Here is a 13,863-nt window from a genome sequence, read left to right on the forward strand (position 1 = left end):
CTTGGCGTGACGGCCCCGGCGGCCGGCGGGCGAGCTGCCGCCGGGGGTGCGGTCGTCGTCGTCCTGCTGCGCCGCGGCGGCCTTCTTCGACTTGGAGCGGGCCCGGAGGAACTCGATCGCGATCGGCACCACGGAGATGAGCACGATCAGGACGAGCATCGCCTCGATGTTCTGGTGCACGAACTCGATCTTGCCGAGCACCGCTCCGAGCACGGTCACCCCGACGCCCCAGAGGATGCCGCCGACGATGTTGAAGATCAGGAACGAGCGGTAGTTCATCCGGCTGACGCCGGCGATGATCGGCGTGAAGGTGCGGACCACCGGTACGAAGCGGGCCAGGATGAGCGACTTCGGGCCGTACTTCTCGAAGAACTCGTGCGCCTTCTCGACGTTCTCCTGCTTGAAGAGCTTGGAGTCCGGCCGGTTGAAGAGGGCCGGGCCCACCTTCCGGCCGAAGAGGTAGCCGACCTGGTCCCCGATGATCGCCGCGAGCCCGATCAGCACGCAGACCAGCCAGAGCGGGTAGCGGAGCTGGCCGGTGGTCACCAGCAGGCCCGTGGTGAACAGGATGGAGTCGCCGGGCAGGAAGAACCCGATCAGCAGTCCGGACTCGGCGAACACGATGAGGAGGACGCCGGGGAGTCCGAAGGTGTTGATCAGATAGTCCGGGTCCAGCCAGCTCGGGCCGAGCGCAAGCGTATTCAAAGGTCCGGGCTCCAGGATCGTTCGATGGGCGGCTGCGTGGCGCCCCACAAGCTATCAACGCCCCGAAGACCCTCCGCGTTCCAGTGGCCGAGTTGAGCGTGCGCACGACACCGGCCGGGGCAAAGCTGGACACCAGGAGGTGTCACCCATGGGCATCGAGGATTACGGCGGCGGCCAGAGCGACCACGCGGACGTGCTCGTCGTCACCACGAACGACGTACCCGGGCACCAGGTGACCCGGGTGATCGGCGAGGTGTTCGGGCTGACCGTGCGCTCCCGCCACCTGGGCAGCCAGATCGGCGCCGGGCTGAAGTCGATGATCGGCGGCGAGCTGAAGGGGCTGACCAAGACCCTGGTCGAGACCCGCAACCAGGCGATGGAACGCCTCGTCGAGCAGGCGCGGGCGCGCGGCGCCAACGCGGTGCTGATGATGCGCTTCGACGTCTCCGAGGCGGCGGACGTGGGCACGGAGGTCTGCGCGTACGGAACGGCCGCGGTGATCAGCGAGCTGTAGCGGCTCCGCGCGGACACCCCCGAGGCTCCGGACACCCGGGGCCCTCCGGACACCCGGGACACCCGGGACCCTCCGGACACCCGGGACGCTCCGGGCGCCCGGGCTTCGGGGCGCCCGGACCCCGGAGCGCCCGGGACTCGCCGGGCCTCGGGCGTCCGCCCGGGAGCCGCTGGGTGATTTACGGGTTATGCGGCATTCGCGTGGATAGGGTGAGCCGGTGGCCCCCACCTCGCCCTCCCCCGCGACGCCCTCCTCACCGGCCCCCGCCGGGCACGAGCCCGCCCCCACGCCCGCCCGGCGGCTGCTGCCCGTCGTGCTGCCGGCGCTGGTGGTGGGCGTCGTCTCGGCGCTGGTCCTGCTCGGCGTGAGCCTGCTGGCCGAACAGTTCCAGGACGTGCTCTGGAAGACCCTCCCGGACGCGCTCGGCATCGGCCGGTTCTCCTCGCTCTGGATGATCGTCATGCTCACCGCGACCGGTATCGCGGTGGGGATCGCCGTCCACCTGGTGCACGGCCACGCGGGCCCCGACCCGGCCACCACCGGACTGGTCGGCGCCCCGCTCGCCCCCGGGGTCGTCCCCGGGCTGCTGCTGGTCACCGTGCTGGCGCTGGCGGGCGGGGTGAGCCTCGGGCCGGAGAACCCGATCACCGAGGCGAACATCGCGCTCGCCTTCTGGCTGGGGAGGCGGCTCGCCCCCGGGTCGCCGGCCGAGCTGTGGGTGGGCCTCGCGGCGGCGGGCACGATCGGCGCCCTGTTCGGCACCCCGGTCGCCGCGGCCCTGATCCTCTCCGAGGTCCTCGCCTCCCAGCCCGGTCCCGGGGCGCTCTGGGACCGGCTCTTCGGCCCGCTCGCGGCGGGCACGGCGGGGGCCCTGACCATGTCGCTGGCCGACCACCCCAGCTTCGACCTGTCGCTGCCCGACTACACCCACACCGGCTGGGGCGACCTGCTGGCCGCGCTGGTGATCGCCTCGGCGGGGGCGGTGCTGGGCATGGCGGGGGTACTGGCGGCGCCGTGGACGCACCGGGCGTTCAAGGCGCTGCGGCACCCGGTGCTCGCCATCACCGCCGGCGGGCTCGTGCTGGGGCTGCTGGGTGCGCTGGGCGGCCATCTGACCCTCTTCAAGGGGCTGGAGGAGGTGAAGGAACTGGCCGCGTCGCCCGACGGCTGGTCGGCCGGGGAGTTCGCGGTGATGGCGGTGGTGAAGATGGCGGCGCTGGTGGTGGCCGCCACCTGCGGCTTCCGGGGCGGCCGGATCTTCCCGGCGGTCTTCGCCGGGGCGGCCCTGGGGCTCTGCGCGCACGCGCTGGTCGACGCGGTGCCGCCCGCGCTCGGCGTGGGGTGCGCGGTCCTGGGCCTGCTCCTCGCGGTCACCCGGCAGGGCTGGCTGAGCCTCTTCACGGCGGCGGTGCTGGTGAGCGACACGGCGGTGCTGCCGGTGCTCTGCGTGGCGACGCTGCCCGCGTGGCTGCTGGTGACCGGGCGGCCCCAGATGCAGCTGCGCGAGGACGGTACGGCGCTGCGGTGAGGAGAGCCGCGCCGCGTCCGGCCCTTCCCATCGGGCGTGCCGAATGGACCGTTTGTCCGTATCGTCACATGCGTACGGCCTCTCGGAGCCGCACGAGAACTCCCCGCCGTACGGCCCGCACCACCCGACGCCCGGAGGATCTCGTATGTCCACGCCCGTCAATGTCGCCGTCGTCTACTACTCCTCGACCGGCACCATCGCGACGATCGCCAAGGCCCTCGCCGAGGACGCGGAGAAGGCCGGCGCCGACGTACGGCTGCGCAAGGTCGCCGAGCTCGCCCCGCAGGCAGCCATCGACTCCAACCCCGCCTGGGCGGCCAACGCGCGGGAGACCGCCCACATCGCCGAGGTCTCCCCCGACGACCTCGTCTGGGCCGACGCGGTGATCTTCGGCTCGCCGACCCGGTACGGAAACGTCGCCGCCCAGCTCAAGCAGTTCCTCGACACCCTCGGCGGTCTCTGGCAGGCGGGCGCGCTGGCCGACAAGGTCTACAGCGGCTTCACCGCCAGCGCCACCGCGCACGGCGGCCAGGAGTCGACGCTGCTCGCGCTCTACAACACCATCCACCACTTCGGCGGCATCCTCGTCTCCCCCGGGTACACCGACCCGTCGAAGTTCGTCGACGGCAACCCCTACGGCACCTCGCACGTCGCCGGCCAGGGAGACATCCCGGTCGGGGACCAGACGCTGACCGCGGCGCGCGTCCAGGCCGAGCGCGTCGTGAAGTTCACCCGGGCCATCAAGGCCGGGCTTGCCGCCGGGGGCTGACCCCGGACCAGGACGACGGCGAGGACGACGGCCGAGGCGGACCCGGGACAAGGGCCCGCGGACCGAGAGGACGTGCCGCATGGCGCTCCACAAGGGATCACACGGCAGGGACGACTCCGGGAAGGGCCGCAAGCTGGCCCTCAACCCCTTCTTCGGGGAGGCCGATCCGACGGCGGGCATGACCTCGGCCCCGCCGACGCACCGGCTCCCGGACGGCCCGCTCCCGCCGTCCACCGCGTACGGGCTCGTCCACGACGAGCTGATGCTCGACGGCAACTCCCGCCTCAACCTGGCCACCTTCGTCACCACCTGGATGGAACCCCAGGCCGGGGTGCTGATGGCGGAGTGCCGGGACAAGAACATGATCGACAAGGACGAGTACCCGCGCACCGCCGAACTGGAGCGCCGGTGCGTCGCGATGCTCGCCGACCTGTGGAACGCCCCCGACCCCACCAACGCCGTGGGCTGCTCCACGACCGGATCCAGCGAGGCCTGCATGCTCGCCGGTCTCGCGCTGAAGCGGCGCTGGGCGGCGAAGAACCCCGACCGCTACCCGGCCACCGCGCGGCCCAATCTGGTGATGGGCGTCAACGTGCAGGTGTGCTGGGAGAAGTTCTGCAACTTCTGGGAGGTGGAGGCCCGGCTCGTCCCCATGGAGGGCGAGCGCTTCCACATCGACCCGCAGGGCGCCGCCGACCTCTGCGACGAGAACACCATCGGGGTCGTCGGCATCCTCGGCTCCACCTTCGACGGCTCCTACGAGCCGATCGCCGGCATCTGCGAGGCGCTGGACGCCCTCCAGGAACGCACCGGGCTCGACATCCCGGTGCACGTCGACGGCGCCTCGGGCGCCATGGTCGCGCCGTTCGTCGACGAGGACCTGGTGTGGGACTTCCGGCTCCCCCGGGTGGCCTCGATCAACACCTCGGGCCACAAGTACGGCCTGGTCTACCCGGGCGTCGGCTGGGCGCTCTGGCGCACGCCCGAGGACCTCCCCGAGGAGCTCGTCTTCCGGGTCAACTACCTCGGCGGCGACATGCCCACCTTCGCGCTGAACTTCTCCCGGCCCGGCGCCCAGGTCGTCGCGCAGTACTACACCTTCCTGCGGCTGGGCCGGGAGGGCTTCCGCGCCGTCCAGCAGACCTCGCGCGACGTCGCCCGGGGCCTCGCGGAACGGATCGAGGCCCTCGGCGACTTCCGTCTCCTCACCCGGGGCGACCAGCTGCCGGTCTTCGCCGTGACGACCGCGCCGGACGTGACGGCGTACGACGTCTTCGACGTGTCCCGTCGGCTGCGCGAGCACGGCTGGCTGGTGCCCGCGTACACCTTCCCGGCCAACCGGCAGGACCTGTCGGTGCTGCGGATCGTCTGCCGCAACGGCTTCTCGTCCGACCTCGCCGAACTCCTGCTGGAGGACCTGCGAGCACTGCTGCCGGAACTGCGCGAGCAGCCCGGCCCGTTGAGCCGCGACAAGGGCGCCGCGACCTCGTTCCACCACTGAACAAGCCTCGCCCGGAGACTACTTGTTGCTCTCGGCGATCAACTCGAAGGCAGTCTTGCCGTCCAGGGACTCCCGGATGATGTCGGCGTGGCCGGCGTGCCGGGCGATCTCCTCGACCAGGTGGACCAGCAGCCACCGCATGGAGACCTCCTCGTCCTTCGGGAACCAGGGCGCCGGAGGCAGCGGGAAGCTGTCGTCGAGGTCCGGAACCGACCGGATGAACTTGTCGGTCTCGGCGGCGACGCCGTCCCAGAACGCCAGCACCTGGGGCACCGTCTCGTCTCCCACCAGACGGAAGCTGTCCCCCCAGGTCTCCTGGGTGCGAACCTTCTCGTTGGGCTGACGCTGCGCCATCCGCAGCCAGTTGAGCTCCGTCTCGGCGACGTGCTTGGCCAGGCCGGAGAGGGAGAGCTCACTCACGCTCGGCCGGCTCGCCGCCTGCTCCTCGGTGAGACCGAGCAGGGTGCGGCGGATCGCTCCGCGCTGGGCCTCCACGAAGGCGAGGAGGGTGGCGCGCTCGTCGTGGTGCGTCTCGGACACGTGGGTGACCATACTGACCGTCCCGGAGTAAGGGGCCCTTCGAAAGACCCTGGGGCCGGTGCCCCCGTGGCCCCGACCGACACCCACACGCTACGAGCCCTTGCGGACAGCTTCTGTCCGCAAGACCGGGACACGCGGTGGCGTTCAGAAAGGAAAGACCGTGCGGCCGTACTGGACCGAGATCCAGTGCGTCGTCGTGAAGGCGTCCACCGCCGCGTCGCCGTTCCGCCGGCCGAGCCCGGACATCTTCTCGCCCCCGAAGGCGGCCAGCGGATCGTCCTGCACGGTGGGGCCGTTGACGTGAAACATCCCGCTGCGGACGCGCCGCGCGAACCGGACCCCGCGCTCCACGTCGACGGTGTGCACCGCCCCGCTCAGCCCGTACGGGGAGTCGTCCGCGATCCGCACGGCCTCGTCCTCCCCGTCGAAGGGGATCAGCACGGCCACCGGCCCGAAGACCTCCTGCGTCAGCAGGGGTGAGCCCTCGGGCACCCCGGTCAGCACGGTCGGCTCCACGACATTGCCCCGGGTACGGCCGCGCAGCAGCGCGGTGGCCCCGGCGGCGAGCGCCTCGGTGACCAGTACGGAGAGCGCGTCGGCCTGGAAGGCGTTGATCACCGGACCGATCCGGGTGGCCGGGTCGTGCGGGTCTCCGGCGGTGATCCGGGACACCTCGGCGACGAACCGTTCGGTGAACTCCCGCTCCACCCGGCGGTCGACCAGGATGCGGTTGGCCGCCATGCCGACCTGGCCCTGGAAGAAGAAGCGGCTGAAGACCGCGGCGTCCACCGCCGCGTCGATGTCCGCGTCGTCCAGCACCACCAGGGCGCTGTTGCCGCTGAGTTCGAGCAAGCACCGCTTGAACTGGCGGGCGGCCAGGGCCGCTATCTGCCGGCCCACCCGGTCCGATCCGGTGAAGGAGATCACCGCGGGCACCGGGTGCTCGATGAACGCGTCGCCTATCTCGGCGCTGTCCGTGACCACCACGTTGAGCAGACCCGGCGGCAGCCCGGCCTCCTCGAAGACGCGCGCCACGAGACCGCCGCCGACGACCGGAGCGTTCTGGTGCGGCTTCATCACGACCGCGTTGCCGAGCGCCAAGGCCGGCGCGACCGACTTCATCGCCACGACGAAGGGGAAGTTGAAGGCGTTGATGACGGAGACGACTCCGACGGGACGCCGGTACAGCCGGTTCTCCTTGCCGTCCACCGCTGCGGGCAGCAGCCCGCCGACCGGGCGGACGGCCTGGCGTATCGCCTCGCGGAGGAGTTCACGGCCGAGGTCGATCTCGTACCGCGCCCGGGGCAGTGTCCCGCCCAGCTCGTCGACGATGGCCTCGGCGATCTCGTCCGCGCGTGCGTCGATCACGGCCAACGCGCGTACGAGGACGGCCTGTCGCTCGTGCGGGAGAGTGGCGGCCCACACCGTCTGCGCGCGTTCGGCGGCGCGGTAGGCGCGGTCCACCTCGGCGACGGTCGCGACCGTGATCGCGCAGAGCTTCTCGCCGTTGTAGGGATTGACGTCGATGATGTCCCACGAACCGCTGCCGGTCAGCCATTCGCCATCGATGTACTGATGGGCCAGTTCATGGAAGAAGGACATGCAATCCCTTACTGCAGGCGTTCGCACACTCCTGATCGAACTTCATCGTACGCGTGGATCAGGTCTGTTGAAGCAGTCTGTGGAGGAGATCCCGGGTCTCGCCCTCCCCGGGACTGTCGGCGCGGAGCCGGACCATGGCGTTTTCGTAACTCTGGACGTCTTCGGCCTTGTCGAGATAGAGCGCGCTGGTGAGCTGCTCCAGAAAGATGATGTCCGACAGATCCGATTCGGGGAAACGCAGCATGGTGAACGCGCCGCTTTCTCCCGCGTGTCCGCCGAAGCTGAAAGGCATCACCTGGAGAGAGATGTTGGGGTGCTCCGACATTTCCAGCAGATGCCGCAATTGGGAGCGCATCACTTCGGGCGATCCGTAAGGCCGGTGCAGAGCGGCCTCGTCGAGTACCGCGTGGAAGTCCGGCGCGCGTTCCGAGACGAGCACTTTCTGCCGCTCCAGCCGCAGCGCCACCCGGCGGTCGATCTCCGCCTCGGGAGCGCCGCGCATACCCCGCGAGACGACGGCGTGCGCATACGCCTCGGTCTGCAACAGCCCGTGCACGAACTGCACTTCGTAGATACGGATGAGGGAAGCCGCTCCCTCCAGACCGATGTACGTCTGGAACCAGCCGGGCAGCACGTCGCCGTAACTGTGCCACCAGCCCGCCACGTTGGCCTCGCGCGCCAGACCGAGCAGCGACTCGCGCTCCGCCTCGTCCGCGACCCCGTAGAGCGTGAGCAGATCCTCGATGTCCCTGGCCTTGAAGCTCACCCGTCCCAACTCCATGCGGCTGATCTTCGATTCGGAGGCCCGGATGGAGTAGCCGGCCGCCTCACGCGTGATTCCGCGAGACTCGCGCAGCCTTCTGAGCTGAGAGCCCAGCAGGATGCGGCGCACCACGGAACCACTCGACTCGCCTGCCGACACTGGACGACCCTCCCCATAGCTTCCCGGGCAACGAGGCCCCCCGAACCCCGAGACCCGGATTCTGCCACCAAAACGCTCCGGGCCGTACTCATTCGATTACAGAGAGGGGAAGACTTGCCGGAGTCATGGAAAACTGCTGCACGGAAGAAATGCTCCGGAACCACCACGGTACCGGGCAGGTCCGGCGCGTGCACGTGCATCTGCCCTTGCATCTGCTCCAAGCATTCGGAAGCATGGACCTCGCGCACCTGCGTGATCGTTCGTGTTGTGCCGCTGTGTCCCCGCAGTACCGCTCACAGGCAGTGCCGCTCGCAGCCGCGAAATCCCGGGAGCACCTCGCATGAGGACTGATGGATCGACGACGCTCGAACCGTTACGGCGCGGCCTGCCTCCCACCGATCCCGCGGCGATCACGGCGTCGGCCTCCATCACCCTCCCGGCGCGATACGAAGCGGTCGGCTCCGCACGGCATTTCACCCGTGCCACCCTCCGCCAGTGGCAGCTGGAGAGCTGTTTCGACGATGTGGCCCTGGTCGTCTCCGAGCTGGTCACCAACGCCCTGCGTCACGCGCTGCCGTCCGACGTGGCCCGCGACCCGAACATCCCTCCGGTGCGGCTCCAGTTGGCGCGCTGCTCCACCCGGCTGGTGTGCGCGGTGCGCGACCCCAGCCGGGAGAGTCCGATGGCGGGTGAGGCGGAGGACTCGGCCGAGTCGGGCCGTGGGCTGTTCCTGGTGGAGTCCTTCAGTGACAGTTGGGGCTGGCACCCAGCCCCGGCCCCCGGGGCGCCGGGGACGTCGAGGGCCCCGCACGGGAAGATCGTCTGGGCGGCGTTCCTGCTGACGGACACCTGCGACCCGGGGGACAACTCCCGCTGAGACAAGCCCGGTCGACCGACCGCCCGCGCGAGATCCGACGCGGCGTCACCGACCGGAACACGTACGAGGTACGAGAACCGGGCGTGGAGACCGGGGGCCGGAGCGCGAGGGAGAGTCGCACTCCGGCCCTCTCCGCGTCCCGCCGACCGCGCGTCCGCCGGTCCGGCTCCAGCGCGCCCACCGACCGCGCACCCACCGATCACGCGCCCCGCATGCCGTGGCACCGCACGCGGCACCGATCCGTGACGCTCAGGCGCCGGACGCCAGATGGTCGAACTCCCCGTCCTTGACGCCCAGCAGAAGCGCCTCGATCTCCGCCGGCGTGTACACGAGCGCCGGGCCGTCCGGGTGGCGGGAGTTGCGCATGGCCACATTCCCCCCGGGCAGTTTCGCGAACTCCACGCAAGATCCCTGGGAGTTGCTGTGTCTGCTCTTCTGCCAGACGACTCCGTGAAGCCCTGTGGCCGCCATGCCGTTGTACACGTCGTGCACAGAAAGCTCCCCGAGTTGCAAGGTGCAAGTGTCAACCGTCTGTCAACCAACCTGGATCATAGCGGTAATTCACGTGCCAATGCGTGGGCAAATGCACGTGCACGCGCGGTGGTCCTTTGATTACAGCGATTACGGGAGAGGCGAAGAGTCCGCGAAATGACGTGCACCCGGGAGGAAGTCCTCGCCGGACGCCTCGGCCCACGATCTCCCCGCCGCGCCCCGCCCGGCCCCACGCACCGCTCCCCGCCCTGCCCCGGGCCCGGTCCCCGGGCCGGGGCGCCCCTCCCCCATGGGCCCGGACAGCTGGGACCGGTCCCTGACCGACGCGGCACCGGTCTCCGACTCACATGCTTTTCAACGGGATTCCGGTTCCGCCTCGTCGACTTCTTCCGCGTCTTCGGCCGGCTTGGCTCTGCGACTACTGGGCACGGCCCCCCGGTCGTCCAGCGCGAACGACAATTCCACCAGCGCGTCGAGCAGAAGCGCGGCTCCCCGGCGTACGACGGGATCGGGCACGGGTTCTCCCGGTTCGGGTTCCTCGTCGTAGGGCGCTTCGAGAAAGTCCCAGTACGCAACCGACTCGGCGACCGGCCCCCATTCCGGGACCCGCCGTTCGCGTACCGCCTTCGCCCCCTTCTCCGTCGAACCTCGCAGGGCGTCGGCGAGTTCCGCCGCGCCGCGTACGGGGGTCGCCGCGCGGTCCGGCAGGTGGGCCTCCAGCAGCATGGCGGCCCGGCCGAGCTGCGACAGCGCGTGCTGGGCGTCGGTGGCGGCCGACCGGGAGATGCCCCGGTGCCGCACCGGCTCGTACTGGGCCTTCTTCAGGGTCTCCGTCCACTCGACGCGGGCCTCGCGGGAGGCGATGAGCGCGGACCGCACGTCGTCGTTGCTGCGGGCCGCCGGGGCGGCGTACTGGTCGATGACCGTGGCGGCGTACCGGCCCACCGCGATCAGCCACCCGGCGAGCCGGTTGCGCAGCCGAGGGGTCTCCCAGGCCGGGTAGACGGCGTACGAGACCATCGCCAGCAGCCCGCCGACGAGGGTCAGCACGATGCGTTCGGGGACCGTCTGGGACCAGTCGTTGCCCGCCATCCCGAGCAGGAAGACGACGTACGCCGAGATGCAGACCTGGCCGACCGCGTAACCGGTGCGCATCAGCAGGTACATCAGCCAGGCGCAGCAGACGGCCAGCGCGGCCGAGAGTTCCGGGCCGGGGTGGGCGACCTGCACGACGACGGTGGCGAAGGTCACGCCGACGATGGTGCCGCCGAAACGGGCCACCGAGCGGGCGTAGGTCTGCGAGAAGTCGGGCCGCATCACCATGACCGCCGCCATCGGCGCCCAGTAACCGTGCCCGAGGGGCAGCGCCTCGCCGATGAAGTAGCCGACCGTGGCGACCGCGGTGACCCGGATCGCGTGCCGCAGGATCGCCGACCCGCGGTGGAACTCGCCCCGCATCCGGCCGATCACGACCGGGACGAGCTTGATCAGGCCGGGGCGGCGGCGGTGCGGGGTCTCTGCGTCGGCGTCGGCTTCCGAGCCGTGCCGTGTCCCGGCGCCCTCGGCGATCTCCACCACGTCGTGGAGGAGGGCGATCAGCCGGTCGGCCGCCCGACGGGGCGGGCCGGTGTCGAGCCCGCCGGTCTCCGGCGCCTCCAGCGCCGCCAGCGCCGGTCCGCCGAGCCGGACCGGATCGCCGTGCCGGATCGCGCGGGCCGCCGCGTCGAGCACCGAGCCCGCCGCACCGAGCAGCTCGCGGGCGCGGTCGCGCTGCGGCCCTTCCTCGGGAACCCCCATGGCGGGGTCGGCCAGCGAGGCCAGCACGGGGCGGATGCGTTCGGCGACGCTCCGGGCGCCGTGCAGTTCGGCCGGGCGGTGGCGGGCCTCGCGGGCGGAGATCGCCGCCGCGTCGCGGGCCGTCATCAGCGCCTCCGAGTCGAAGGGCGCGATCGGGTCGTGGCGCAGCCGTCGGGCGTAGTCGGCCTCGGCGGCCAGCGCGTCGGCGAGCGCGTCGCGCTGGGCCCCCCACCGGCGTACCGGGAAGAGCACGATCAGGGAGGCCTGCACCAGTCCGCCGACGATGATCACCCCGGCGTGCGCGGCGGCGTCCAGGACCGAGGTGGGCAGGGTGATGGTGACGAGCATGATCGCCACGTTGGAGGAGGCGATGATGCCGCCGGTGGGGCCCGCCGCCCAGCAGAGTCCGGCGACGAACGTCCAGACGACGAGCACGGCGAGGAAGACCACGTGGTACGGCCCGGCGACGTAGCCGATGAAGGTCGAGATGCTCAGGCTGACGCCCGAGACCAGGGCGAGCACCGGGCGGGGGCGCCAGCTGCGCTGGAAGGTGGCGATGGCCGCCTGGAACGCGCCGAACGCGGAACTGGCCGCGATGACCGGCCCGAACGTGAAGAGCGCGGTCTCGACCACCAGCGCCAGTCCGATGGCGCCGCGCAACGCGACCAGCGGCTCCAGCCGGGGCCGCTCGATCGTGAACCCCGAGCGGGTGGTCTCCTTCAGCGCCCGGAGCCAACTCATGGGGCGAGCGTAGCCTCAATACCGGGCAAGCCCGACCTTTGGTTCACCCGTCCGGACCGGGCCGTCCCCGCGCCGCCCGACTTCGTCCCGCCGCCCGTCCCGTCACGGGGTGCGCGGCAGTGCGAGCCAGTCCGCCCAGGCGATGTCGCGGCCGAGGTGGCGTGGGTACCGGAAGGGCCAGGCGGCGGCGATCCACCGCGGCACGAACGCGTCGACGGCGTCCTCCACGTCACCTCCGGCCAGGTCGTCCACCACCCACCAGGAGATCTCGCCGTCCGCGCCGGTGCGCTCCGGCGGGTCGATGTAGACGCAGCCCAGGAGCGCCGTCTCGGCCTCGTCCAGCAGGGCGTAGTTGAAGGACCGGTGCGCGGCGATCTCCTCCTCGTGCCGCCGCAGGTCGGCGCGGTCCCCCTCGTACGTCATCGACTCGGCGGGCCACCCCCAGGCAGGGCCGAAGATCTCCCACAGGCGCTCCCGGGAGCCCATCACCGCGGGATGGTCGATCGCGGTGTCCGCCTCCCGGATCGGGCGCAGATGGAGGGTGGTGCCGGGTACGGGCACGTGGACGGGGTGGACGAAGTCGTCGGGCAGCCAGGTCATGGGGCCGGACGGTAACAACCGTCCGGCGCGAGCACCCGGGGTTTTCGGTGCGGGCCGGGCCGCCCGGGCCGCCGGGCCGCTTCCGGCGCACGGGCGTACGACTCGCGCGCGGGCTCAGACCCGGACGGTGGCGCCGGGCTCCAGCCGCTCGATCGCGATGCCGGTCAGCCCCTGCTCGCCCAGGAACCGCGCGGTGGACGCCTGCCCGAGTTCGCTCAGCATGAGTTCGTGGATCTGGATGACCCGCTCGGGCCCGACCGCGCGCACATAGTCGGCGGCTTCGCCGAGTTTGGTCCACGGGCCGCTGGTCGGGAGCAGAAGGGTGCGCACCGGGGCGTCGGGCACCCCGTAGGCGTCGCCGGGGTGGTGGACGGCACCGTCGACGAGGTAGCCGACGTTGTCGGGACACGGGATGTCGGCATGGATCGGCGCGTGCCGGCGCCCGTGGACGGTGACGGCGAGGGGGCCGACGGCGAAGGAGTCGCCCTCGGCGACGGCGCGGACCCGGCCACCGTGGCGGCCCAGGGCGTCCGCCACCGCCGCGGTGCCGTAGACCCGCAGGCCGGGCCGCGCTTCGAGAGCGGCGGCGACGAGCTCGCCGTCGAAGTGGTCGAAGTGGTCGTGCGTGATCAGGACGGCATGGGCGAGGCCGACGGCCTCGGCCGCGTCCGGAGTGAGGGTGCCGGGGTCGATGACGACGCGGGTGCCCTCCTTCTCCAGCGTGACGCAGGCGTGGGCGTGCTTGGTGAGCTGCACGGCAGGTCCCTCCGGTGAAAAATAACTACAACCAAACTGTACACCTAAGTTGCATATAACGCGCCGCTTCCGCAGCTCCGCCCCGGCCGCCGAGGCGGTCGGCCCGGTCGGGCGGTACGGGTAGATTCGATCCATGGACGACGCTCGACTGGCCGAGGAACTCCGCCTGACCATCGGACAACTGGTACGCGCGGTGCGCACCGCCGACACCATGCCGCCCGGCGAGGCCGCCGTCCTCGGCTATCTGGACCGCGGTGGCCCGATGACCGCCGCCGACATCGCGTCGAGACGGGGCGTCAGCCACCAGTCGGCCACCAAGTCGGTCAGGGAGCTCGTGGGCCTGGGCTTCGTACGGGCCGAGGCGCACCCACTCGACGGACGCAAACTCCTTCTCCACCTCACGGCCGCCGGCAGCGACCGGCTCTACCAGGACAAGGCCGAGATCGACAAGGCGTACGTCCGCATCATGAAGATCCTCATGGAGGGCGACGGCTACCCGATGATCGGGTCGCACGACCC

13 protein-coding genes and 1 pseudogene are annotated in these 13,863 nt (G+C 71.2%); 6 read left to right on the top strand and 8 right to left on the bottom strand.

What is annotated here, in order from left to right:
• On the bottom strand, nt 1-705 hold a 705-nt coding region (locus ACWD3D_RS22520), incomplete at its 3' end, for a DedA family protein (RefSeq protein ID WP_451462623.1).
• A gap of 148 nt (nt 706-853) precedes the next feature.
• Between ACWD3D_RS22520 and ACWD3D_RS22525 the strand changes: the two genes are divergently transcribed.
• From ACWD3D_RS22525 to ACWD3D_RS22540, 4 genes are all read left to right on the top strand, one after another.
• The gene (locus ACWD3D_RS22525) at nt 854-1,219 is read left to right on the top strand and encodes a YbjQ family protein (protein WP_327177166.1); all 366 of its coding nucleotides are present in this window, start codon (nt 854-856) and stop codon (nt 1,217-1,219) included.
• 217 nt (nt 1,220-1,436) lie between these two features.
• Nucleotides 1,437-2,747, top strand: a complete 1,311-nt coding sequence (locus tag ACWD3D_RS22530) for an ion channel protein (protein ID WP_451462624.1) — start codon at nt 1,437-1,439, stop codon at nt 2,745-2,747.
• Nucleotides 2,748-2,892: 145 nt separating this feature from the next.
• On the top strand, nt 2,893-3,516 hold the full coding sequence (wrbA, locus tag ACWD3D_RS22535; protein WP_451462625.1) for an NAD(P)H:quinone oxidoreductase: 624 nt from the start codon (nt 2,893-2,895) through the stop codon (nt 3,514-3,516).
• Between the two features lie 79 nt (nt 3,517-3,595).
• Nucleotides 3,596-5,017, top strand: coding sequence for a glutamate decarboxylase (locus ACWD3D_RS22540; RefSeq protein WP_451462626.1), 1,422 nt, complete (start codon nt 3,596-3,598; stop codon nt 5,015-5,017).
• A gap of 18 nt (nt 5,018-5,035) precedes the next feature.
• On the opposite strand, the gene ACWD3D_RS22545 is transcribed toward ACWD3D_RS22540, so the two are convergent.
• From ACWD3D_RS22545 to ACWD3D_RS22555, 3 genes are all read right to left on the bottom strand, one after another.
• Nucleotides 5,036-5,569 (bottom strand): DinB family protein, encoded by a 534-nt coding sequence (locus ACWD3D_RS22545; RefSeq protein WP_451462627.1) that lies wholly within the window; start codon nt 5,567-5,569, stop codon nt 5,036-5,038.
• Nucleotides 5,570-5,701: 132 nt separating this feature from the next.
• Complete coding sequence (locus tag ACWD3D_RS22550) at nt 5,702-7,159, bottom strand: aldehyde dehydrogenase family protein (RefSeq protein WP_451462628.1); 1,458 nt, start codon at nt 7,157-7,159, stop codon at nt 5,702-5,704.
• 58 nt (nt 7,160-7,217) lie between these two features.
• Nucleotides 7,218-8,081, bottom strand: a complete 864-nt coding sequence (locus tag ACWD3D_RS22555) for a helix-turn-helix domain-containing protein (RefSeq protein WP_451462629.1) — start codon at nt 8,079-8,081, stop codon at nt 7,218-7,220.
• Nucleotides 8,082-8,421: 340 nt separating this feature from the next.
• Between ACWD3D_RS22555 and ACWD3D_RS22560 the strand changes: the two genes are divergently transcribed.
• Entirely contained in the window at nt 8,422-8,958 is a 537-nt protein-coding gene (locus tag ACWD3D_RS22560) for an ATP-binding protein (RefSeq protein WP_451462630.1), read from the top strand.
• 249 nt (nt 8,959-9,207) lie between these two features.
• On the opposite strand, the gene ACWD3D_RS22565 is transcribed toward ACWD3D_RS22560, so the two are convergent.
• The 4 genes from ACWD3D_RS22565 to ACWD3D_RS22580 all read right to left on the bottom strand — a co-directional run bounded on the left by ACWD3D_RS22565 (nt 9,208) and on the right by ACWD3D_RS22580 (nt 13,344).
• Entirely contained in the window at nt 9,208-9,450 is a 243-nt protein-coding gene (locus ACWD3D_RS22565) for a DUF397 domain-containing protein (protein ID WP_327180091.1), read from the bottom strand.
• A gap of 354 nt (nt 9,451-9,804) precedes the next feature.
• The gene (locus tag ACWD3D_RS22570) at nt 9,805-11,988 is read right to left on the bottom strand and encodes an FUSC family protein (RefSeq protein ID WP_451462631.1); all 2,184 of its coding nucleotides are present in this window, start codon (nt 11,986-11,988) and stop codon (nt 9,805-9,807) included.
• 102 nt (nt 11,989-12,090) lie between these two features.
• Nucleotides 12,091-12,588 (bottom strand): GNAT family N-acetyltransferase, encoded by a 498-nt coding sequence (locus ACWD3D_RS22575; protein WP_451462632.1) that lies wholly within the window; start codon nt 12,586-12,588, stop codon nt 12,091-12,093.
• Between the two features lie 114 nt (nt 12,589-12,702).
• On the bottom strand, nt 12,703-13,344 hold the full coding sequence (locus tag ACWD3D_RS22580) for an MBL fold metallo-hydrolase (protein ID WP_451462633.1): 642 nt from the start codon (nt 13,342-13,344) through the stop codon (nt 12,703-12,705).
• 271 nt (nt 13,345-13,615) lie between these two features.
• Here ACWD3D_RS22580 and ACWD3D_RS22585 point away from each other — a divergent pair.
• Nucleotides 13,616-13,863, top strand: a pseudogene (locus ACWD3D_RS22585) (MarR family transcriptional regulator); the annotation flags it as partial.

The organism is Streptomyces sp. NPDC002690 (genome assembly GCF_053592415.1).